This is a genomic window from Gammaproteobacteria bacterium, assembly GCA_029880545.1.
Lineage (GTDB): Bacteria > Pseudomonadota > Gammaproteobacteria > Acidiferrobacterales > SZUA-150 > JAOUOD01.
This window is the reverse complement of record JAOUOD010000007.1, coordinates 55,111-78,689: the sequence shown is the minus strand read 5'-3', so window position 1 is coordinate 78,689 and position 23,579 is coordinate 55,111. Positions and strand designations below refer to the sequence as shown.

Below are 23,579 nucleotides of genomic sequence, written 5' to 3'. Positions count from 1 at the left end.
TCGACCCGGCTAGCCGGCATGCGCCTCGAGCACATCGTCCGGGAAATCCGCGTTACTGAAGACGTTTTGCACATCATCGAGATCTTCGAGCCGATCCAGCAGCTTGAGCATTTTTTCTGCGTCCTCGCCAACCAGGGTGGTTTCAGTGGATGCGCGCTGGGTGATTTCAGCGTCCTCCGGCTTGAATCCTGCTGCAGTCATGGCTTCGAGAACGTCATGAAAATTGCCCGGCTCAGTCTGTACTTCGACGATGCCGCCGTCCGCAACGACATCGTCGGCACCCGCCTCCAGCGCCGCTTCCATGATGGCGTCTTCGTCCCCGTCCGGAAAGACCAGCACACCGATTTTTTTGAACAAATACGCCACCGATCCATCTGTGCCCAGGTTGCCGCCGTGCTTGGTAAAAGCATGCCGGACTTCACCCACAGTACGGTTGCGATTATCGGTGGCACATTCCACCATGACCGCAATTCCACCCGGTCCGTAACCTTCGTAGGTCACCTCCTCAATGGATCCGCCTTCCAGTTCACCGGTACCCTTTTTGATTGCGCGCTCGATCTTGTCCTTGGTCATATTGCTGGACAAGCCCTTGTCGATAGCAGCCCTCAAACGAGGATTGGAGCCCGGGTCGCCACCACTGGTTTTTGCGGCAATGGTAATTTCTCGGGCAATCTTCGTGAAAATCTTGCCACGCTTGGCGTCCTGCGCGCCCTTGCGAAACCGAATATTGGCCCATTTACTGTGTCCAGCCATAGCTACCTCTCATGCCTCGCCCGGCGCCTTCCACCGGGACTTTTCCGACTAAAATTCGCCGAATTTTAGCATCGCATCAGGCCGGGTGGAATCGCGACCCAGTGCTAATCAAGAGGCCACCACTTCGATCAGTTTCCTTCAGCGGGAGTTCTGAAGCAGGAACCGGAAAAATGAGTCAATAGTGAGCCATCACATTCACTTCGGTAATACAAGCATCGTCATTTGATCCGGGGCACACAAGGCTGCAATTACGCCCAAGCAGCGGCATCATACTTCCGCACGAGAAAAGTGCCCGGCTCCTCTCCAGAACTAACTGCCCGTACAAACTTCACAACTTGCGACTCCAAAACCACAGCATTTAGCCAATCATGTTTACAGTGGCTGACCTGCTGTTGACACATAAAATTTTCCATATTCAAGAAAGTGTACCACCTGCCTGGCAACCGAGGGCGCTGCAACCAGCGCGCTGTGCGTTAGGGGCAATACAATATGATCTGTCATGTCCCGACATCGGGTTTCTTTAATCAAAACCGTTCCATCACCCGGTCCCGACAAACCACCTGCCAGGCTACCCATACCAAAGGCCCGGGATCCGGCAATAACACCCAGATCCCTGCTGATCATTGACCAGGATTGACCTTCGTCCAGGTACTGACCGAGGCTCCGCCCAACCAGTGAGCGACCCAATGGACCCCAACAACGCAAACGTTCAGCGACTACGCTGCCATCAGCAGGCGTTCCCAACATCACGATACGACCTGGCGGTTGATCCGGGTAAAGATGAAACATCGCTCGCACCAGTAGTCCACCCAGGCTATGAGCAACCAGGTGCACATGTTCGGCATCAAGAGTTTCAATAAACCGGTTAAGTCGCAACGCGCTGTCGGTCAGGGTGCTGGCAAGCGTTGGATAGCCGAACAATACCGGGCTCTGTCCATGACGTTTCAGCTGAATGGCCAGCGGCCACATCACGACAGCAGGCATCCAGATACCATGGATAATCACAACTATTGAGGCCGGCTTGTTATGCACTGTCAGCATCACCCTTACGCGAACGTCTCCCTGTAACACAGTATATTCGTACTGTGTATATGATAACCCCGAAACCAGTCCAAGAACCGCTGACAGCGTAGCCGTCCTATAACAGCCACATCCCGGCGATTTGGCAACACTGACAAGACTTGTCCCTTTATCCCGCCGTCACTGGCAGCAAGAGAAATCTTTCAAAATGCACAGCTTTTTTGTTTCAAACCATAGGGTTAGATCACGCAGTAATGCCGTTGGTTAAATTAAGGTATACTCGATTATTACTGTCACTCAGAGCGCACTGCCGATCCAGGCGGTAACACCTGTATGAATACATCCGACGTGATCAAGCTGTTGTCTGCCAGGCTCGGTGCTAACCAGAAGCTGACTCGCCAGGCATTAAAACAAGTACTGTCAATCCTGAGGCAACGGTTGATTGCCGGTGACGCTGTCACTCTCTCCGGCCTGGGCAAGCTCCAGGTGAAAGAAAGCAAGGGCCGCTACGGCTACATTCCGGGCAAGGGTCGTTGTTATATTCCCGCGCGCCAACAGCTCAGGTTTAACCAGCACAAGACAATCAAAGACGATTTTGCGGCTGACAAGGACGACTGATCATGGTTGCCGCCGCCAAAATACAAGCCAACCGAAACACCGAAGCCACGGCGCTGGCGACACTGGGCTTTGATTTTGTCTTGCAGGAACTGATCGCGGTAATAAGGGAAGGCCTCAAGCGTGATGGCCTTGTCCGGCTTCACCAGTTCGGCACTTTCCGTCTCAAGTACAGCAAGTCACGCGTTTACCGGAACCCCAATACCGGGGCAACGCGCATCTTGCCACCGACACCCCTGGTCAGTTTCAAACCGGCCAAGCAGTTACGCGACCAGATCCAGGCAACCAAGGCGCCCGCGATTGCAGTCAGCCAGGCAGAAATAGCGCGTAATACGACAGCGCCAATATCTCCCGCGGTATTGGCACCAAGGGCGCAGGTAGCAGTCATCAACAAACACCCGGCAGCCAACTCGGTCATGAATGATCCTGCTGATCTGCCGAGTCTACATGCCACTGAAAAATCCGCCGCGCAGTCGTCCACCAGGCACCCCCTGGCGGCATTCCTGGGCATATCGGCGCTCGGCCTGTTCGCCGCGGTACCTTTTATATTATCGACACTGCAAAAGGATTTCGACGATACCGACATTGTCACCGCGACCAGCCATGCTACCGTCATGACCAACAGTATCGAGGCAGCGGCCGGTTCGGTTGCTACAACAACGCCGGTTGATTCTGTTGCCGTGCCCACGGAACCGGCAAAACAATCAAAACCACCTGCCGATGAAACCGGGCAAGGCGACAACAATTTTTTCCTCAAGCCATTAATCAAGACGGTTACCCGGGGCGACAGCCTGTGGAAACTGGCGCAATTGCATTACGGCGACAGCCGCCTGTGGCCCTACATCTATCGCGCCAACCAGAGGGTTATCGAGAATCCCGATATCATCGACACCGGGATGAGACTGGTGATACCCGGCCTGCAAGGTAACATGCAGGCATTGACCGGGCGTGACCGGGAGAACATTGCGGAAGGTTACTACCTGCTATATCGCTATTACCTGCATCGAGGTGACAGCAACGCCCGCGACTTTCTGCTGGGCGCCCACGGCTTTGATAACCGGGTCCTGGAAAAACAGCGTCTTGCCCTTGGCTGAACTCATCTCACCAGGCAGTCAATACCGGTCATAAACCATTTCGATCGATATACTCCACGACCTCGCGATTGGTCCACGATGCCAGCCGCCTTGTTGCTTCCTCGAAAGACAACCAGCACGCATCACTGTGTTCGGCCGGGTTGATAACCACATCACATATGTCAGCAAGTTTCAGTGAAAAGGCATGCTCGGTATTGTGTGTCACGCCGGGTTCGTAGCGGTAGCGCCACTCGGGGAAGATTTCATAGCGATTGGCAATTTCGAGATCGACAAGATTGCCGTTAACAACAATGCCGGTCTCTTCCCTGAGTTCACGAATGGCGGTGTGGTACGGATCGACCTCGTCCCGGTTCATGGATCCGGTCACGGACTGCCAGAAATCAGCGTGGTCCACGCGTCGCAGCAATAACACTTTGCCGGTGGCAGTATACACCACCACCAGCACTGACTCGGGTCGCTTGTATGGCTCCCCGTCAGGAATGTGCATCAGCCGGCCTTTTGGCCTGGTTCGGATTTTTCGACTGGCTTGCGCAGCTTGACGTTCAGCTCGCGCAGCTGAATGTCTTCAATATAACTCGGCGCATGTGTCAGCAGGCAGGATGCCTTTTGTGTTTTCGGGAACGCAATCACGTCACGAATGGAATCGAGGCCCGCCATCAGCGTCACCACGCGATCGAGGCCAAAGGCAATACCGCCGTGGGGCGGCGCACCGAACTTCAATGCCTCAAGCAGGAAGCTGAATTTTTCATTGGCTTCGGCTTCATCAATACCAAGAGTTTCGAATACATGCTGCTGCACGTCCTGGCGATGAATACGAATCGAGCCACCACCGATCTCGCTGCCGTTCAGCACCATGTCATAGGCGCGTGACAGTGCATTGGCAGGATCAAAACTGCTCATGTCATCATTGGCCGGAGCCGTGAACGGGTGATGCAGTGCCTTGTATCGCTTGGCGTCGGCGTCGTATTCGAACATGGGGAAGTCCACAACCCAGACCGGTTTCCAGGCCTTTTCAACCAGGCCCATGTCATGGCCCAGGCGGATACGCAAGGCACCCAGTGCATCGTTAACAATGCTGGCATGATCGGCGCCAAAGAATACCAGGTCGCCATCCTGCGCACCGGTACGACCAAGAATTTCACTGATTGCCTCATCGGGCAGGAACTTGAGTATCGGTGATTGCAGTCCGTCACGACCGTTGGCGATTTCATTGACCTTGATATAGGCCAGGCCCTTGGCGCCGTATTCCCCGACGTAGGTTGTATAGTCATCAATTTGTTTGCGACTGAGTTCACCGCCCCTGGGTACACGCAGCGCAGCGACACGGCCGGATTCGCTTTTTGCCGGACCGGAGAATACCTTGAATTCCACGTCCTGCATCAGGTCGCCCACTTCCACCAGTTCCAGCGGGATGCGCAGATCCGGGCGGTCAACGCCATAGCGGTTCATGGACTCGGCATAGGTAATACGCGGCAGCGGGTTCGGCAACTCCACGTTCAGTATCGTGCGGAACAGGTTGCGGATCATGTCTTCCATCAATCCCATGACCTGTTCTTCATCAATGAAAGCCATCTCGATATCCAGCTGCGTGAATTCGGGCTGGCGATCAGCACGCAAATCTTCATCACGGAAGCAGCGCGTAACCTGGAAATATTTTTCGAAGCCGGCCACCATCAATAACTGCTTGAACAGCTGCGGTGATTGCGGCAAGGCAAAGAAATTGCCCGGGTGGGTACGACTGGGTACCAGGTAATCTCGGGCGCCTTCCGGCGTGGACCTGGTCAGCATCGGGGTTTCAATTTCAATAAATCCCTGGTCCTCGAGAAAACGGCGCATAGTCTGCGTAACCTTGTGACGCAGGCGGAGATTCCGATGCATGAAATCACGGCGCAGATCCAGGTAGCGATACTTGAGGCGCACTGCCTCGGTAATATCACTGTCATCCATCTGGAATGGCAGCGGCTCGGAACGGTTCAGCACTTCCAGTTGCTTGACCAGCACTTCAACCATGCCGGTGGGGCGTTCCTTGTTTTCGGTACCGGCGGGACGACGGCGCACCATACCGGTAATACGCAGAACAAATTCGCTGCGCGCGCTTTCGGCAAGGCTGAAGGCCTCGGGCGTATCCGGATCAATGACCACCTGTGCCAGGCCTTCGCGATCACGCAGATCAATAAAGATAACGCCACCATGATCACGACGATTATGCACCCAGCCGCACAGCGTGACGGTTTGATCAATATGGGTTTCGTTTATTTCTCCACAGTAAAGCGTACGCATGTTCGTTTCCTGAAAATAATATATGTTCCCGCCTGCATCAGCTCAATTGCTGGCGTTTGTTTTTTTGTTTGCTGACCTGGTCAGGTGACAACACACCGGTGGACAGTATCAGCTTCAGTCCATCATCAACCGAAATGTCCACTTCCCTGATATCCTTGCGCGGCACCATCAGGAAAAAACCGGACGTCGGGTTGGGCGTGGTCGGCACGTAAATACTTACCAACTCACTGGCATCGGCATCAATAGCCCTGGCAATCCCGGGCCAGACGCTGCCGGTAACAAAAGCCAGGGTCCAGGCATCTCGGCGAGGATACTCCACCAGCACCACCTTGCTGAACGACTGGCCCGAGCCGGACAGCACGGTCGCCGCCACCTGCTTGACGCCGGAGTAGATGGAACGCACCAGCGGAATCCTGGCCAGCAACTGTTCCCACAGGCTGACAAGATGACGGCCAAAAAAATTGGCGACAATTACACCGGTGCCGAGCACCACGACCGCGGTCAGAACAACACCCAGGCCGGGTATGGCAAGACCAAACAATGCTTCCGGCTGAAGCCGTGGCGGCAGCCATAACAGGCTCCGGTCCATGAGCTCCACCAGGAACCGGATGATAACAAAAGTAACACCGAGCGGAATCCAGACCAACAGTCCCGCCACCAGGTAACGGCGCAATCCGGTCATGGCCATGTATCCTTACGTTCTGAAAATTAATGGCGCCCGTTCAATCGGGCGCCTTGGTATCGAATATTTCCGGTCGGCATCAATGACAGCCGCAACCGCCGCCGCCGCAACCGCCCTTGCTGCCCGAGCCACTACTGCTGTTTTTGAAATCCGTCTCGTACCAGCCGCCGCCCTTCAATTGAAAGCCGCCGGCAGAAATCAGTTTTTTCAGCTCATGCTGCTTGCACTTCGGGCACTCGGTCAGTGCGTCATCACTCATTTTCTGCATGGCCTCGAACTCGTGGCCACAGGATTGGCAGCGATACTCATAAATCGGCATGAATCTATACTCCAGAATTGTGCTCCCGCCTATATGGAGCCCGAACAGCGGTTTTCCAAGCCCGGCAACAATGACAGGCCGGGCCGCATTATAGCCGGATTTCCCGGTATTGCAGCTATTATTGGCAAATTTTGACGACTCGCCGGGCGCTTCAGGCCGGCCACAGGTAGCCGTCTTCGTCCATGCGCACCACCCGGCCCGTATCCACCCAGCGAAGCTCTTGACCGGAAACAGATTCTGCCGCCGGGTCCAACCCTGGCAACCCGGCGCCACGCAGGCACAGGCGCCCTGAACCTTCGGGCAATCCCGCCTCCGGCGCCAGCCGAAAATCCAGCCCGGGAAGTAATCGACCAAAACTGCCTGCGCGATGAAACAAGGGTGTATTCAAGGCCACGACTGAACCCGCTTCCATGGACCCCAGGCTGCCAAACAAGCGTACACCGAATCGCTGCAGCCAGTCGTCGACTTCATCGGCAGCGGGCAGCTGGCCGGCGACAAACGCGAACCGGGTAGCGTAGAAATCATAAGGGTGCGCCAACTGTCGATACCCGGCAAGGCTGTCAGAATCCGCCAATAGAATTGTCGCGCCGAACTCATAGGCCATTTCCGGGACAATTCGATGGTGTGCGGCGCTCGGGTAGACCGCCAGGCTTGCGCCATTGGTCAACGGCAGAAACAGTCCGGCAACGAGACTGTAGGGATTATGCAAAGGCCAGGGATTCATTACCACGTCATGCGGACCGACATCCAGCCGCGTCGTAACCTGGCGACACCTAGCCAGGAGCATGGATTCCTCATATCGAAGCAATTGCCCGTGGCCATCCGGTTTCACCGGCAACAGGCAGGCGGCAGACTGGTTCGAATCTCGTCCCGGCGACAGCAGGCGCCACTGCAGCAGCAGGCGCTGCAGTCTCGCCGACAGTCGTTGGACAACATTCAGGCTATCACGCACATCTTCCAGGTAAACCATATCCACCGATTCGGCCAATGCAGAAAAATCGGTTCCCGACATTTCGGTAAACCGGCGTGCCGTATACAGGCAGTCAACCCCTGCCTGTCGGCAGGTATCGCGAACGTGATTCACCGACTCAGTCGTATCCAGGATCACAATAGGTATACGTGCATAAAATGCCGCGAGCACAGATATCACCGCCGGAGCGGTATTGGGCAACAACAATGCTGCCACTGCACCGGGCTCCCGGTTGCGTACGCGCATATCCCGGGCCAACAGAATCACGGTTTCAATCAGGCGGTCGTAGCTATAGGGGCGACGATCAATATCATCCAGTGCCAACGCCCTGCCACCGGCGAGCGTGCGCGCACTCACCAGTGCATCCATCAGCGAGCACCCCTCACGACGCCCGTAATAGACAACCTCCTCCATCATTCTCGCCAGTTGTCGCACCCCCTGGTCCCGACGATCCCTGCCGCACAACCGGGAAGCCAGTTGCAAACGCCGCGGGGCCTGGAAGGTAATCTTTATTTGCGGAAACCAACGACGCTGAATCCGGCCGCGCATGCGTGACATGCGCGAATATTGTGCTCCATCAATGCTGACAGGAAGAATCTGGGCGTCGGCATGATCCACCACCAGCACTGAACCCGGGTACACCTTCATCAATGTGCCGGTTAATGTGATGCGCCCTTCCGGAAAAACCACCACCTTCCTGCCCTGGCGAACCTGGCTGACCAGCGAACGCAAGGCAAACGGCCGGCTGGTATCCAGGGTAACAAAATCGACAAAAAATAATCCCAGCCGCGCCCACCATTGTTCAGCGATCTGGGTGTTGACGGCGAAACACAACCTGTCAGGGACAAACACGGTCAACAACAGGCCGTCAATAAAGGAAGTGTGATTGGCGACAATCAGTGTTCGGCCATCAGCCTGGCGCTGGGTGGCTTGATAGTGCTCGCTTCCAATCACGCGAACGCGGAACAGAAGGCGTACCAGGAATCTAACAGTTGCTCTCAGCACCGCGTTTCTTCTTGCCTCGTATCTGGTGCACTTACTATATCATCAAGCCCGTCAATCCCTAGCTGTTAAGCGTGCTACATTAGCGAATATTAATAGACAAAAAGCCATTCTAAATTCACAGCTTAAAACACAATCCGTACAAATTGGCTTACTGTGAAACACCCGGCGCATCACCGTTTGACAAACTCATGCAACCGCCCATCCTTCAGACCCCTGAAAATACAGGCTGGAAACGACATTTTTTTGGTTTTAGGTCTACCATTTTGGCGCAAACCTGTGCTAGCTTACGCCCACAAGGAAACAAACCCGAACCCTTTCCTTCATCATTAACTTAATGGACAAGATAACTAGGAGTGATCGATGGCCGCTAAAAATACCAAGCCAACCACCAAGTCCGATATCCTCAACTACATCGCCGAGGAAACCGAACTTCGCAAGAAAGACGTAAGCGCCGTTTTCGATACGCTGGCTGCCCTGATCCAGCGTGACCTGAAAAAAGGCCCGGGTGTATTCACCGTACCTGGCCTGATGAAAATCAAGGTAGTCAAGAAGCCAGCCGTTCCGGCTCGCAAGGGCACCAACCCGTTCACCGGCGAAGAAATGACCTTCAAGGCCAAGCCGGCTCGTAACGTTGTCAAGGTAACCCCGTTAAAGGCTCTGAAGGACATGGTATAAGGGCCATCAAACCCGAAATACCCGCGAACATTCGCTAAACCAAAAAGCGCACCTGCAACCAGGTGCGCTTTTTTTATGGTCTCACGCGTATTAAAGCGGGCATGTTGCAGTGAAACCTCGCTTCGAGACTATTGCGGGGTCAGGTACTTGCCGGCACTGTTTTCCGGCAAGCCTTCGAAGCAGGCCTTGTATTCCGGTGAGTTGCTGATTCTATTCAGCCTGTCGGTTGCCCCGAGCAGATCCATATCATCCAGCTCAATCATAACCGGCTTGCCGTTGAGCTCGCCTTTGCATTGTTCCTGGATGCGCTCATCCGAGGCGTCAAACTGGCGCCAGCCGTGGAGTTTGCCGTTATGGGCATGAAGATTGATCAAGGTCTGCTGCGGCGCGTTGCGGCTGAAGGTCAGGTACAGCGCTGAATAATCCCGAATTACCCTGCCCTTGTCATCGCGAACATAGACATCAATGGAGTGAACACGATCGGGGTGGGCTTTCTCCCATTGAATCACCGACAACACGTTCCCGGTGGCGGAATCAGTAAAGCGTTCCTCGATATAGAATTCGGGATCATTGAAATAGCCACCCGGTTTCCGGCTGGTGGTGACCTTGTATCGCGTTAGCTGTTTTTTGTGCAGGGCCAGGACATCGTCCACAAAACCGTTCCACACGGCAACGTGGCCCTTGCTGGATGTCACGGCAGAGCTGCTGTCGGCCACGGTGGCCGTGGTGACGGTCATCAGTAATCCGGTTATCGCTATAAAGTCACGTGCGCTCATGGCTATTCAGAATGATCATTCTTGTGATTATCATTATCAGGACGCACAAAACCGGATTTTGTTCCGTTTTCGACGGTTCCGCGCCTTATCGTGTTTCACCATAACCGCCACCGCCCGGGGTTTCAATTACCAGGCAGTCTCCAGCCTGCATCTCAACCTGGTCACGGCCTGAAAGCACCGTTTTTTGTCCATCAGAGCGAATCACAGCGTTACTACCGGGTAAACCGGCCTCTCCCCCGCCTAACCCATGGGCGGCAGTTTTTCGCCTTCCCGAGACAATTGCGGCAGTCATGGGCTGCAGGAAACAGATTTCCCTGATAGCACCATCGCCACCACGCCATCGACCCTGGCCCCCGGAACCCGGTCGCACCCGGAACTGCTGCAAGCGCACCGGGTAGCGCCATTCCAGCACCTCCGGATCAGTCAGCCGTGAATTGGTCATATGCGTCTGGATCGGTCCGGCACCATGCCCCTCGGGACCGGCACCCATGCCACCGGCGAGGGTCTCGTAGTACTGGTACCGGTTATTACCAAAGGTGACATTATTCATCGTACCCTGGCTGCCCGCCAGCTTGCCCAGTGCACCGTACAACACGTCGACAACCAGCTGCGATGTTTCCACGTTGCCCGCCACCACCGCCGCCGGCGGTTTCGGGTTCAGCAGGCAACCTTCAGGGATCACGATATCCAGCGGCTTCAGGCAACCGGCGTTCAATGGGATATCCTGGTCTACCAGCGACCGGAACACGTACAATACGGCGGCATGGCATATGGAGGCAGGCGCATTAAAGTTGTTAGGCAGCTGCGCCGAGGTGCCGCTGAAATCAATGCACGCCCTGCGCTGATCATGGTCGATGGTAATGGCAACATGAATCCCGGCACCGTCATCCATGGCTACGGCAAAACTGCCGTCCTGCAGCACGCCAATTACATCACGCACCGCCTGCTCGGCATTGTCCTGCACATGCTGCATATAGGCCTGCACCACGTCCAGGCCGAAGTGTTGCACCATGCCCAGCAAGGCATTGACGCCCTGGTTGTTGGCGCCAAGCTGCGCCCGTAAATCGGCCAGGTTCTGCTCGACATTGCGCACCGGGTAAGTGCCGGATTCGAGCTGTTCGCGTAACATCGATTCGTCAAACTTGCCCGCCCGCATGATCGCCAGGCAATCCAGCATGACACCTTCTTCATCGATGCAACGTGAGTTCGGCGGCATCGACCCGGGCGTAATACCGCCAATGTCGGCGTGATGACCACGGCTGGCAACAAAAAACAATAATTGCTCACTGGCAGCATCAAACACCGGCGTCACCACGGTGACATCCGGCAAGTGCGTGCCGCCGTGATAAGGGTCATTGAGCGCATAGGCATCACCCGGTCGCATGCTGTCAGCACACTGGCGCAGCACATGCTCGACGCTGGCGCCCATGGAACCCAGGTGCACCGGCACATGCGGCGCGTTGGCTACCAGTTGTGCCCGGGCATCAAAAATGGCGCAGGAAAAATCCAGTCGCTCTTTCATGTTCACCGAGTGGCTGGTGCGTGCCAGCACTTCACCCATTTGCTCGGCCACGGACATGAACATGTTATTGAAGATTTCCAGCATGACCGGGTTCACCTTCGTGGTCACACTGACAGAATCGGCCAACTCGACAATGCGCTCCAGCACCAGGTTGCCGAATGGATCGCAACTGCCCTGCCAGCCCGGTTCGATCATGATGGTGCTGTTGGCCTCAATCAGCAACGCCGGCCCGGCAATACATGATCCCGCAATGAGCTGTTCGCGACGATACACCGGCGTACGAAAACGCTCGGCGCCATTGTTGCCGGCGTTGACCGTATAGATATCGACTTCATCAATGGCTTCTACGACGGTTGACCCGGACTGCACCAGTTCTGGCTGCTGCCAATGACCGGTTTCAGTCAGCTCCAGCAACATGGATCGGACCTGCAACGGTCGATCATCATAAACAAACCCGAACTGGCGCCGATGCTCGATATCGAATTGCTCGCGTAGCTGTTCAGCAGTGCCGAACGCCACGTCGAGACTGGTATCACTTCCGGCATAGGCAACATGGACTCGGCATCGACTGCGCACCCGTGCCTGATCAACACCCCGGTCAACACGCTGGCCGTCCAGCTCTTCGGTTGCCTGTTGAAGCAATTGTTGCTGCCACTGATCCAGCAGGGTATCGGTAATATCAGCCAGCGGCGTGTCGACTGCCAGTTGTTGCAACACACCGGCTTCGGCCAGGCCCATGCCCAGGGCAGATAACACGCCCGCGTATGGACTAATGAGCACCCGCTTCATGTGCAAGGCATCGGCAACCATGCAGGCATGCTGGGCACCGGCACCGCCAAAACAACACAGGCTGTAACGGGTAACATCGTAGCCTCGCTGCACGGAAATCTTGCGCACAGCATTGGCCATATTCTCCACGGCGATCTCAAGAAAACCCAGCGCCACTTGCTCGGCCGTCACCGCGTGACCGCCGGCATTACTGACGTCGTCCGCCAGCCGGGCAAATCCCTGTCGACTGGCATCGGCATCCAGTGGTGCATTGCCATCGGGCCCGAACACGGCAGGAAAGTACTGCGCCTGCAACTTGCCCAGCATGACATTGCAATCGGTAACCGCCAGCGGTCCACCACGGCGATAACACGCCGGCCCCGGATCGGCACCGGCGGAATCCGGTCCCACCCGGTAACGCTGGCCATCAAAATGCAGGACGGATCCGCCACCGGCGGCAACCGTATGAATATGCATCATCGGTACGGCCATGCGCGCGCCGGCCACCTCGGTTTCAAACACGCGCTCGAAACGACCGTCGTAATGACATACATCGGTAGACGTGCCGCCCATGTCAAAACCAATAATACGGTCGAAACCTGCCTGCGTGGCCACGCGAGCCGCACCAACCACGCCACCGGCCGGGCCGGAGACAATACTGTCCTTGCCACGAAAATGATCGGCCGAGGTCAACGCGCCATTGCTTTGCATGAACATGAGTCGTGTATCACCCAGTTGCCCGGCAACCTGCCTGACATAACGACGCAGTATTGGCGAAAGATAGGCATCCACCACCGTGGTATCGCCACGCATGACATACTTGATCAACGGGCTGACTTCGTGCGACACGGAGACCTGGATATAGCCGATATCAGCCGCCAGTCGCGCCAGCTGTTGTTCGTGTTGCGGAAAACGGTAGCCATGCATCAGCACGATGGCCACGGCACGATAACCCTGGTCATAGGCCGCCTGCAGGGATGCTCGTGCCGCATCTTCATTCAGTGCCCGAACAATATCACCGTGTGCACCGATACGTTCATCCGCTTCAATGACCTGGTCGTACAAGGGAGGAGCCATGTCAACATAGCGATCAAAAATGCGCGGACGATTCTGATAGCCGATGCGCAAGGCATCGGCAAAGCCGCGCGTGGTCATAAGCACCAGCGGTTCGCCGCGTCGCTCCAGCAAGGCATTGGTGGCAACCGTGGTGCCCATCCTGACTACCTCGATGCTGGCACTGCCGGGATGCTCGCCGGCCTCGGCAAGAAACTCTTGTATGCCCTGCACCGCGGCGTCGGTATAGCGTTCAGGATTTTCCGATAGCAGTTTTTTTGTAGCCAGTGAGCCGTCCGGCTTGCGCGCGATGACATCGGTAAAGGTGCCACCACGATCAACCCAGAACTGCCAGGCCGCCACTACTTCTTCCTCGACTGTAACCGGTCCAGGCGCAGGCGCTCGCGATCATCGAATAACCGGCGACCAGCCAGCCACACCGCCGCCAGCGTGCCAAAGCCGGTGCCGGCGGTAATCATGAACATGATCAGGATTTGATATTTCACCGCCTCAACCGGCGCCGTGCCCGACAGGATCTGGCCGGTCATCATGCCGGGCAGACTCACCAGCCCGGCCGCGGCCATGGCATTTATCATGGGAATCATGCCGATACGAATACTGTCATGACGCAACTCGGTCAGCGCCTGGTAGCCGGACTGGCCCAGCATTAACCGGGTTTCAATAATGGCGCGCTGTTGCACCACGCCTTGCAACAACCGGTCCAGGCCCAGGGCAATGCCGTTCATGGTATTGCCCAGCATCATGCCCAGCAACGGGATCGCGTACTGCGGTGTATACCAGGGATCCACGCCAATAACCGTGGTAAGTATGAGTATGGTTATGCAAAACGTCGACACGAACATGGAACCGGTGCCGACCGCGTAACTCCAGCCGCCAATCATGCGCTGGTGCTGGCGCGCCATCACCTCGCGGCCTGCCACCAGCAACATGAACACGCCGATCAACGCCACCCAGACCAGTTCGGCGTTTTCAAACAGGCTTTTGAGTACCAGGCCAATCAGGGTCAACTGCAAGGCCGTGCGCACGGCGGCAATAATCAACTGCTTGCCGGTATCGAGATGCATTAACCACGACACCGCCGCCAGCAACAGGATGAGCACCGACGCCAGCGCCAGGTCCAGGTGGGTTAGATGAATAATGCCGCCCTGGCTGATGCCGCTCATGAGTCACACTCCAGCACGCCGTCACGCATTACACATTGCTGTGAGGCCATGCGCTGTAACTGTTGCGGATCATGGCCGACCCAGATCATGGCCGCGCCATGATCACGGCAATAACCGGTCAGCAATGCTTCGACACGCTCGACCCGGGCCGGATCGAGACTGGCCGTAGGCTCATCCAGCAACAGCACCCGCGGCCGGTGCAACAGCAATCGCAGAATCGCAAAGCGCTGGCGCTCGCCGGTAGACAAGCGCGCCACCGGCTGCGCCAGCATCGCCCCGGTCAAACCAAGACTGTCGAGCAGGCCGGCATCCATCGTGAACCCGGCGAAATGATCGCCCATGCGCTCCAGCCACCACTGGCTTTCCGCCGGCAACAACATCACCTGGCGGCGCCACTGGCACGGCGACAGCGACTGGCTGTCCGAACCATCCAGCAGCATCGACCCCTGGTGCGGATCGAGATCTGCCAGGCTGCGCAGCAACAGGCTCTTGCCCGCCCCGGATGGACCGGAAATACCCAGGCACTCGCCCGCCGCCAGCGACAGCGTCACCGGTTGCAAACCGGGCCGGGACAGGGAATGTATCTGGAACAGGCTCATGGGTGCGAAGAGTAACCCTTACGCAGACCCTATGGTAGAGTAGAAAAAAACTACGGAGGACAATCATGAGCGACTGCCTGTTCTGCAAATTCGTCAGCGGTGAGATCACGCCCGACATTGTCTACCAGGACGACGACGTCCTGGCATTCCGGGACATCAATCCGCAGGCACCAACACATATCCTGGTGATCCCGAAACAGCACATCGCCACCCTCAACGACCTGCAGCCCGAACACGCCGAACTCATGGGCAAGCTCTACCTCACCGCCAGCCGCATCGCCGCGGACCAGGGCTTCGCCGAAGCCGGTTTTCGCACCACCATGAACTGCAACGCCGCCGCCGGCCAGACCGTATTCCATATCCACCTGCACCTGCTGGGTGGGCGGAACTTTAGTTGGCCGCCGGGGTGAGTTTTAGCGTGCTGCTTCGCAGCGCATTAATGGGGTTTCGCCCCCAAACGACGAGCCTATTTCTTTTGCTCGTCCAAAAGAAATAGGCGAAAGAAAACGACGCCCCGCCGCCCCAAAACCCCCTGCCCTTCGTCACATCATCCCGATAAAGCAGTATCAGAACTCGCCGGCCGCGCAAAACGCGGCTCGGGCTCAAACAGGCTGATCTGCTTTCGGGATGATTGTGTCTTGCCCAGTGCTGGGGCAGAGAGGGTATTTGTTCGTGCCGCAGATTTAGGGTGAAAGAATTTGGGGGCAGTATAGCTGTTTAAACAAAGACTGGTTTGAAATAGGTATACTTTACCTGGAATTCCGCGCAGAAAGCGCGGCAACGGAACCCACTACGCTAGACACATCGCGCCATTGCCGATCTTCGCTCTCGTTCGGATCGACACAAAATTCGGGTTCTTAAGGATGGTTCAGACCACAACTTAGATGACTAGTAATCGGAAACCGTGGTCTGCCCCCGATAACGCATGAAAGGCGACTTCATTGCCTTGTTAGCCTATTCTGTTGTTGAGCTCATCTAGAGCAGCCCCCTTTGGAAGCACATAACTTCCTTCCGCTGGCTCGCAAACCGATATGGAGCTTCCATTCACAAATGATTCCGCCATAAGATAGGCAACATATGAATCAAGTATGTCATCGCTTTCTATGCATACCTCCGGGAAGGAAAGTCCATCCACGATCACTTTGCGTGATTCTTTGGACTTTTTATAGATCGGGAAAGTTTCTTCAACATCATTATCCAACCATAAGCAGGCCATTGATACTGCGGGATGAACCTCGATCAGATGCCTTCCATTTTCGCCGTTAAATTTCTTTCTTGGGTATAAGACAAGGCCATTGAGTTTTTCGCCAAATGGACTTCCAAGAGCTTCGCAGGAAATCACCCAATGTGATAGCCCCGAAAATGGCAACGCATTAACAGCGCTTTTCTCTAACCTGCCTTGTGCCACTTTTTCTTTTACCCAGTCCCTAGTGACTTTATCTACCTGGCGATCAGAAAATGAATTTCGCCCGAATGATATCGGGGCATCCCAGGCAATAACGCAATTTGGATGTTCATCGACCAAGGCTGCAAGCGTAGAGCGAACACTCTGTGCTTTGACAAAAGTAAAATCGTTCCCATGCCAGATGCATGTTTCTTTTCCTGAAGCTGGATCAATTCCAATTGCGATGCTCATAGGTTCTTTATGGACCACGCTTCAATCAGCCGACGCGTCAGCGGTCGGCTGGATTGGCTTGTTAGCCTCTCGTGTTACCAGAATAGGAGAAGTTCCTATTTTCTTATATTCATAGATGGCCTTTGCTCTTTTAACTAAACGTTTATCCTCAGATATGATTGCTGAGCAATATGCCCCCATCGCTATATGACCGGCATCACTTCTTACGTTATGAATTTTGTTAAGTTTTCTGCATTTTTTCTCTGCTTGAAAACCTAATATATCAAGCATCGAATTGCATCCAATTATTCCTAGATAAATTGGCCAAATTTCGTAACCTTGATTTTCGATAGGATCAAAACCAAAAAAATGATCACAACTAATATCGGCCCCCTGCATCGTTGGAGATATTATTTCCCAAATTTTCTCAATCTGTTTCTCGCCTGAAACACTACCGATAGCACCTTTCTCATCTCCGAAAGCTGACCTAGTTTTATGAATATCATTCCCATTTGATATCATTTCATCGACCATGGAATCAAATTCGGGTTTTATATGCATAACCTTGTCGGTCATTTCGGTAGTATCAAAAGGCAAGTCAGAAGTGAGTTTTAAAATTTGCTGTGCGAATTTTTCAGAGAGATCCTTTAATGGGCCTTCGTCTCCACCGCCGTTAACCCATACCTGGAATGGGTCGAAAATGGTGTCATCGACATCTACATCCCCGGTTTCTTCAATGTAACTATCATAATGTTCATATGGGGTTCCGTTCTCAATTAACCTGGCTTCGCCAGTAATCTTCCAATTTTCGTCAAGAACAATGTCTAATAATTTTGCATCTATAGCATCGAGCACACTCAAATATTTCTCAGGTTCATTAGAGCGTCGAATCTCTGCAAAGTGCTCCTTTGAGTAAACCCAAATTACATCATCTCGCTTGCTCAGGTTGATAATACCCTGCAACTGCAATCCGATGATATTTTGATCGATGTAAATTAAAGGCTTACTCATAACCCCCCATGAAGGCTAACAGTACATTAGGAAGCGGCTTCCTATTTCAATATAGTATGCCGCATACTATTTAACGACACTTTTAGTACATTAATAATTAGTATAACACTGGTTTCATAAGTTGGAACACCGGTTTTAGGGGTATTCGCGATTGCGAGATAGGCAGCCATTTGTCTGAAGAACAGGCTCTTTCCTATTAAACCCGTTCTAAACCTGGGCTCGAGGGTTTCCTCCCATCTGTCCTTGTCTTGGCGGTGGCGCGGGCCGGAACGAAATCCGCTCGGCATGTTTGAGCCCGAGACCGGCGAAGCCGGGCCGGCGAGTTCTGAGCGGATTTGTCGTGAAGGCGCGCCACCAGGCCAAGACGGTTAAGGACAGCGGGGCGTCGTTTTCTTTCGTCCATTTCTTTTGGACGAGCAAAAGAAATGGACCCCTGCGCGGGTAGCGCGTAATAGCTTTTAGGGCTTGTCGGCGCAGCCGACCACATCAAGAAAGATTTCTCCCTTCGGTCGAAATGACAACCCGGTCGAAATAACAGTCGACATTGCCCGGAACGGACAAAAGAAAAACCCCGCATTGCGGGGCTCCTCCATCAAACCAAAACAAACCACTCAGAACGGGATATCGTCATCAAAATCACCGGCGGCCGCCGGTGCCGACGCGGGCTCTGAGTAACCACCGCCATTACCGGCAGGTGCTGAAAAATCACCGGCGCCGGAACGACCGCCGAGCATCTGCATTTCATTGGCAACGATTTCAGTGGTGTAGCGGTCCTGGCCCTGCTGGTCCTGCCACTTGCGGGTTTGCAGGCGACCTTCGACGTAAATCTGGGCGCCCTTTTTCAGGTATTCGCCGGCGATTTCGGCGAGGCGGCCGAAAAACACCACGCGGTGCCACTCGGTGCGTTCCTGCTTTTCACCGGTATTGCGGTCTTTCCAGGATTCGGCGGTTGCCAGCGAGACGTTGGCGATTGCAGCGCCACCAGCGGAATAACGAACTTCGGGATCTTTGCCGAGATTGCCAACCAGGATTACTTTATTGATTCCACGTGCCATCGTATTTCTCCTTTCATCGATTCATCGCGGAGTACTCAGTTTCGGACCATCCGGCACTTTCAACACCTCCGCGGCACGCGTGCAGTCTAGCCCGATTTTTCAGGGCAAGACAACAACGGCGAATTTTCCAAGTAATTTGAGGTAGTTAGCCGGAGGGATTGCCGGCCCGGCTACGGCCGGCCAGGCACGGCGGATTTTGAACGTGCTGCCAGGCAGGCCGGGGGGCTGCGGCCCCGGCTTCGCGCCGGGCCAACCTGCCGATCTAGGCCTGGTACCGGGCCAGGGCGGCTTCGTCCAGCCGACTCTCGTCTACTTTAATATAGGCGGTGGCCTGCTCAAGTATGACCACGGCTTCACGGACGCCGGCGATCCGGGCCAGTTCTTCGGCCAGGGCACTGGCGGCGGCTTCGTTGGCGACATTCACCTTGATGGTACGGGTGACCAGTTGTTCCAGCCTGGGCATGCCGAGGGCGATGACAAACCAGGCCAGTAACCCCAGGGTGCAGAATACGAACACCGATCCGATGCCGTAGCGGTTGAATACCCAGCCACCGATTACGCCACCGGTAAAGGCGCCGAGGAACTGGAAGCTGCTGTAGACACCGACGGCGGCGCCGCGCCCGGCAGTAGGTGCCATGCGCGACAACAACGATGGCAGTGACGCCTCGAGAAAGTTAAAGGCAACAAAAAATACGAACACGCCTGCGACCAGGCCGGCCAGCGACTGGTGGCGCGTGTACAGGATGGCCTGGGCAATGGTCAGCATTAACACGGCAATGACAAACATGCTGCGCATCATTTGCCTGCGCTCGGCAAGAATAATCATCGGCACCATGCCGAGTATGGACAGGAGCATGACCGGCGCATACAGCTGCCAGTGATCATCGGCGGCCAGCTCGCCGTACTTCACCAGCGCCAGTGGCACTACCACGAACATGGCGGTCATGACGCTGTGCAAAATGAATATACCGGCATCGAGCCGCAACAGCTTCTTGTCCTGCAATACTTCGACAAACTGCCGACGCACCACGCTGAGTTCACGCTTCTGTGGCGTGTGCACGGGTGTCGGGATGACAAATACCAGAACAACCATGCCCAGCACGGCCAGCGCGGCGATAAACCAGAAGATGCCGGACAGGCCGATAGCCGACCACAGCAGCGGTCCCATCGGCATGGCCACGATGAACGATGCGCCGATGGTAATGCCGATGGTCGCCATGGCCTTGGTGCGTTGCTCGTCGCGGGTCAGGTCTGCCGCCAACGCCAGCACGGCGGCGGCAATGGCGCCCATGCCCTGCAAGGCACGGCCGAGAATAATGCCCTCCATGGTATCGGCCATGGCGGCGACCACGCTGCCCAGGGCAAATATCACCAGGCCGGCAAAAATCACCGGCTTGCGGCCCAGGTAATCCGATGCTACGCCGAGAGGCACCTGGAACACGGCCTGGGTTAATCCGTAAATACCCAGCGCCAGCCCGACCATGAAACCGGAATAGCCCGGCAGGCTATGGGTACTGTTGGCCAGGATTGGCAATACCAGGAAAAGGCCCAGCATCCGCGTGGCGTAGATGCCGGCAAGACCGGCTACGGCCCGGCGCTCGAACGGGTTCATGGGTTGTCTGGGTAGTCGCATAATTGGCCCTGAATTATTGGTACTTCACCGGTTTTGCGCCGGTAGTCGCGGGCGGCTATAGTAGCAGGTTCACTGCAGTTCAGGAAACGACATGGATACCTTGCGAATACGCGGCGCGCGCACCCACAACCTTAAAAACATCGATGTTGACCTGCCGCGGGACAAGTTGATTGTCATCACCGGCCTTTCCGGCTCAGGCAAGTCTTCGCTCGCCTTTGACACCCTGTACGCAGAAGGCCAGCGCCGCTACGTGGAATCGTTGTCGGCCTATGCCCGGCAATTCCTGGACCAGATGGAAAAACCGGACGTGGACATGATCGAAGGCCTGAGCCCGGCGATTTCCATTGAACAAAAAGCCACGTCACATAATCCGCGCTCTACCGTGGGCACGGTTACGGAAATTCATGACTACCTGCGCCTGCTGTTTGCCCGCGTCGGCGAGCCGCGCTGCCCGGAACACGCCATTACCCTGGAAGCGCAAACCGTCAGCCAGATGGTGGATCATGTTATGGAGTTACCGGAAGGCAGCAAGCTGATGCTGCTGGCGCCACTGGTACAGGATCGCAAGGGTGAGCACTTGCATATACTGGAAGGCCTGCGCACCCAGGGATTTGTCCGCGCACGCATCGACGGCATTATTACCGGTCTTGATGACACGCCGGAGCTGAAAAAGAATTTCAAGCACACCATTGAAGCCGTGGTCGACCGCATTGTTGTACGCGACGGTCAGCAACAACGCCTGGCCGAATCCTTTGAGACCGCGCTTGAACTGGGTGATGGCATTGCCCGTGTTGCCGTGCTTGCTGACGATGGCAGCAGCACCAATGAACTGCTGTTTTCGGCGCGCTATGCCTGCCCGCACTGCGGCTATTCATTACCGGAACTGGAGCCACGACTGTTCTCGTTCAATAACCCGGCCGGTGCCTGCCCGGATTGTGACGGTCTCGGCGTGCGCCAGTTCTTTGATCCCGATCGCATAGTCTCCGATGCCAGCCTTGGCCTGCCCATGGGCGCCATCAAGGGCTGGGATCGTCGCAACGCGTTTTATTTCCAGATGCTGGAATCACTGGCAAAGCATTACAAGTTCAACATTGAAACGCCGTTCGAGGAGCTGCCAAAAAAGGTTCGCGACATTATTCTTCACGGCAGCGGCGATGAACTCATTAACTTCACCTACTTCGGTGAGCGCGGCAACAGCTACAAGCGCAAGCAGCCTTTTGAAGGCGTCATTCCCAATATGGAGCGACGTTATCGCGATACCGATTCCACCGGCGTGCGCGAAGAGCTGGCCAAGCACATGAGCACACAGCCGTGCAAGGCATGTCATGGCAGCCGGCTCCGTATCGAAGCGCGCAACGTGTTTGTCAATGAACGCACACTGCATGAAATCTCGGGCATGTCCATCAAGGAGGCGCTTGGCTTTGTTACCACTGCCCGCTTTGAAGGCAAACGCGCGGACATTGCCGAAAAGATACTCAAGGAAATCGGCGCCCGTCTCGGCTTCCTGGTAAACGTTGGTCTCGATTACCTCAGCCTGGTACGTTCCGCCGACACCCTCTCCGGTGGCGAAGCCCAGCGTATTCGCCTGGCATCACAGATTGGCGCCGGCCTGGTTGGCGTCATGTATGTCCTGGATGAACCTTCGATTGGCTTGCACCAACGTGACAACGAAAGACTGCTGGAGACGCTGAAACACCTGCGCGATCTCGGCAACACGGTGATTGTTGTTGAGCACGATGAAGATGCCATTCGTTGCGCTGATCACGTGCTGGATATTGGCCCTGGTGCCGGTGTTCATGGTGGCGAGATCGTCGCCCAGGGTGCGCCGGCAGACATACTGGCACACCCGCGTTCGCTGACCGGCGCCTATCTCAGCGGTCGCGAAGCCATTGCCGTTCCTGCCAACACCACCATGGACGATGCCAGCCGCAAACTGGTCATACGTGGTGCCCGCGGCAATAACCTGAAAAATGTCACCTGCGAAGTTCCGGTAGGCCTGTTCACCTGCATCACCGGTGTTTCCGGGTCAGGCAAATCCACGCTCATCAATGACACCCTGTATGCCTCGGTGGCCAAACACCTTTACGGCAGCAACCTGGAGCCGGCACCGTGTGATGGCATTGATGGCCTGGAACACTTTGACAAGGTCGTGGATATCGACCAGAGCCCTATCGGTCGTACACCGCGATCCAACCCGGCCACCTATACCGGGCTGTTCACACCTATTCGGGAACTGTTTGCCGGCACGCAGGAAGCGCGTGCCCGCGGCTACAATCCCGGCCGGTTCTCGTTCAATGTTCGCGGTGGCCGTTGTGAGGCCTGCCAGGGTGACGGCCTGATCAAAGTGGAAATGCATTTCCTGCCGGACATCTATGTTCCCTGTGATATCTGCAAGGGCAAGCGTTATAACCGTGAAACCCTCGAGGTACTGTACAAGGACAAGTCGATTCACCATGTGCTGAACATGACGGTCGAAGAAGCAGCTGAATTTTTCAGCGCCATCCCGGTGATCAAGCGCAAGCTCGATACACTGATGGCCGTAGGACTTTCCTATATCACGCTTGGGCAAAGCGCGACTACCCTGTCAGGCGGTGAGGCGCAACGGGTCAAGCTGTCACGCGAACTATCCAAGCGTGATACCGGCAAGACACTCTATATTCTTGATGAACCGACAACCGGCCTGCATTTCCATGATATCCGGCAACTGCTGGAAGTACTGCACACCTTGCGCGACCACGGCAATACCGTCGTCGTCATCGAACATAACCTTGATGTCATCAAGACTGCAGACTGGCTGGTTGATCTTGGTCCGGAAGGCGGTAATGGCGGTGGACAAATCATTGCTGCCGGCCCGCCACGGGACATTATCCATGTTCCCGAGTCACATACCGGACGCTTTCTCAAGCCGATACTGGAGCTGAAACACAAGCACACTGCCTGAGAGACATGT

Annotated in this window: 20 protein-coding genes; 5 read left to right on the top strand and 15 right to left on the bottom strand. The window is 55.5% G+C overall.

All coding sequences use genetic code 11. From position 1 onward, the window contains the following. Positions 1–9: 9 nt before the first annotated feature. Positions 10–753: a YebC/PmpR family DNA-binding transcriptional regulator gene (locus OEZ10_09580; protein MDH5633224.1), complete on the bottom strand. Its 744-nt coding sequence runs from the start codon at positions 751–753 to the stop codon at positions 10–12. 372 nt (positions 754–1,125) lie between these two features. Further along, a complete protein-coding gene (locus OEZ10_09575; GenBank protein MDH5633223.1) occupies positions 1,126–1,785 on the bottom strand; it encodes an alpha/beta hydrolase in 660 nt (219 codons plus the stop codon). Between the two features lie 321 nt (positions 1,786–2,106). Between OEZ10_09575 and OEZ10_09570 the strand changes: the two genes are divergently transcribed. Continuing rightward, a complete protein-coding gene (locus tag OEZ10_09570) occupies positions 2,107–2,391 on the top strand; it encodes an HU family DNA-binding protein (protein MDH5633222.1) in 285 nt (94 codons plus the stop codon). Between the two features lie 2 nt (positions 2,392–2,393). After that, positions 2,394–3,482 carry an HU family DNA-binding protein gene (locus OEZ10_09565; GenBank protein MDH5633221.1) on the top strand — a complete coding sequence of 363 codons (1,089 nt, stop codon included), beginning with the start codon at positions 2,394–2,396 and terminating at the stop codon, positions 3,480–3,482. 28 nt (positions 3,483–3,510) lie between these two features. Here OEZ10_09565 and nudB read toward each other — a convergent pair whose 3' ends face one another. The 5 genes from nudB to OEZ10_09540 form a co-directional block, all read right to left on the bottom strand. After that, positions 3,511–3,969, bottom strand: a complete 459-nt coding sequence (nudB, locus tag OEZ10_09560) for a dihydroneopterin triphosphate diphosphatase (GenBank protein ID MDH5633220.1) — start codon at positions 3,967–3,969, stop codon at positions 3,511–3,513. Beyond that, positions 3,969–5,762 carry an aspartate--tRNA ligase gene (gene aspS, locus OEZ10_09555; protein ID MDH5633219.1) on the bottom strand — a complete coding sequence of 598 codons (1,794 nt, stop codon included), beginning with the start codon at positions 5,760–5,762 and terminating at the stop codon, positions 3,969–3,971. The genes nudB and aspS overlap by 1 nt, the downstream gene beginning before the upstream one ends. Positions 5,763–5,799: 37 nt before the next feature. Continuing rightward, positions 5,800–6,450: a DUF502 domain-containing protein gene (locus tag OEZ10_09550; protein MDH5633218.1), complete on the bottom strand. Its 651-nt coding sequence runs from the start codon at positions 6,448–6,450 to the stop codon at positions 5,800–5,802. Positions 6,451–6,523: 73 nt separating this feature from the next. Then, positions 6,524–6,763 carry a zinc ribbon domain-containing protein gene (locus tag OEZ10_09545; GenBank protein ID MDH5633217.1) on the bottom strand — a complete coding sequence of 80 codons (240 nt, stop codon included), beginning with the start codon at positions 6,761–6,763 and terminating at the stop codon, positions 6,524–6,526. A 151-nt stretch (positions 6,764–6,914) separates the two neighbouring features. Then, positions 6,915–8,687, bottom strand: a complete 1,773-nt coding sequence (locus OEZ10_09540) for an AMP-binding protein (GenBank protein MDH5633216.1) — start codon at positions 8,685–8,687, stop codon at positions 6,915–6,917. A 411-nt stretch (positions 8,688–9,098) separates the two neighbouring features. On the opposite strand from OEZ10_09540, the gene OEZ10_09535 reads away from it, so the two are divergent. Next, positions 9,099–9,413 (top strand): HU family DNA-binding protein, encoded by a 315-nt coding sequence (locus tag OEZ10_09535; GenBank protein MDH5633215.1) that lies wholly within the window; start codon positions 9,099–9,101, stop codon positions 9,411–9,413. A gap of 128 nt (positions 9,414–9,541) precedes the next feature. Here OEZ10_09535 and OEZ10_09530 read toward each other — a convergent pair whose 3' ends face one another. The 4 genes from OEZ10_09530 to OEZ10_09515 all read right to left on the bottom strand — a co-directional run bounded on the left by OEZ10_09530 (position 9,542) and on the right by OEZ10_09515 (position 15,315). Then, on the bottom strand, positions 9,542–10,189 hold the full coding sequence (locus tag OEZ10_09530) for a hypothetical protein (protein ID MDH5633214.1): 648 nt from the start codon (positions 10,187–10,189) through the stop codon (positions 9,542–9,544). 85 nt (positions 10,190–10,274) lie between these two features. Then, complete coding sequence (locus tag OEZ10_09525) at positions 10,275–13,895, bottom strand: hydantoinase B/oxoprolinase family protein (GenBank protein ID MDH5633213.1); 3,621 nt, start codon at positions 13,893–13,895, stop codon at positions 10,275–10,277. Beyond that, a complete protein-coding gene (gene fetB / locus OEZ10_09520; protein MDH5633212.1) occupies positions 13,895–14,716 on the bottom strand; it encodes an iron export ABC transporter permease subunit FetB in 822 nt (273 codons plus the stop codon). The genes OEZ10_09525 and fetB overlap by 1 nt, the downstream gene beginning before the upstream one ends. After that, complete coding sequence (locus OEZ10_09515; GenBank protein MDH5633211.1) at positions 14,713–15,315, bottom strand: ABC transporter ATP-binding protein; 603 nt, start codon at positions 15,313–15,315, stop codon at positions 14,713–14,715. Before OEZ10_09515 ends, fetB begins: the two co-directional genes overlap by 4 nt. Before the next feature lie 65 nt (positions 15,316–15,380). Here OEZ10_09515 and OEZ10_09510 point away from each other — a divergent pair, with 65 nt between their 5' ends. Next, on the top strand, positions 15,381–15,725 hold the full coding sequence (locus tag OEZ10_09510; protein MDH5633210.1) for a histidine triad nucleotide-binding protein: 345 nt from the start codon (positions 15,381–15,383) through the stop codon (positions 15,723–15,725). Between the two features lie 539 nt (positions 15,726–16,264). On the opposite strand, the gene OEZ10_09505 is transcribed toward OEZ10_09510, so the two are convergent. The 4 genes from OEZ10_09505 to OEZ10_09490 all read right to left on the bottom strand — a co-directional run bounded on the left by OEZ10_09505 (position 16,265) and on the right by OEZ10_09490 (position 20,629). Continuing rightward, the gene (locus OEZ10_09505) at positions 16,265–16,951 is read right to left on the bottom strand and encodes a DUF429 domain-containing protein (protein MDH5633209.1); all 687 of its coding nucleotides are present in this window, start codon (positions 16,949–16,951) and stop codon (positions 16,265–16,267) included. A 21-nt stretch (positions 16,952–16,972) separates the two neighbouring features. Beyond that, entirely contained in the window at positions 16,973–17,941 is a 969-nt protein-coding gene (locus OEZ10_09500) for a hypothetical protein (GenBank protein MDH5633208.1), read from the bottom strand. Between the two features lie 611 nt (positions 17,942–18,552). Next, complete coding sequence (gene ssb / locus OEZ10_09495) at positions 18,553–18,996, bottom strand: single-stranded DNA-binding protein (GenBank protein MDH5633207.1); 444 nt, start codon at positions 18,994–18,996, stop codon at positions 18,553–18,555. A gap of 262 nt (positions 18,997–19,258) precedes the next feature. Then, positions 19,259–20,629 (bottom strand): MFS transporter, encoded by a 1,371-nt coding sequence (locus tag OEZ10_09490; GenBank protein MDH5633206.1) that lies wholly within the window; start codon positions 20,627–20,629, stop codon positions 19,259–19,261. Positions 20,630–20,720: 91 nt separating this feature from the next. Here OEZ10_09490 and uvrA point away from each other — a divergent pair, with 91 nt between their 5' ends. Next, positions 20,721–23,570: an excinuclease ABC subunit UvrA gene (uvrA, locus tag OEZ10_09485; protein MDH5633205.1), complete on the top strand. Its 2,850-nt coding sequence runs from the start codon at positions 20,721–20,723 to the stop codon at positions 23,568–23,570. Positions 23,571–23,579 lie beyond the last annotated feature (9 nt).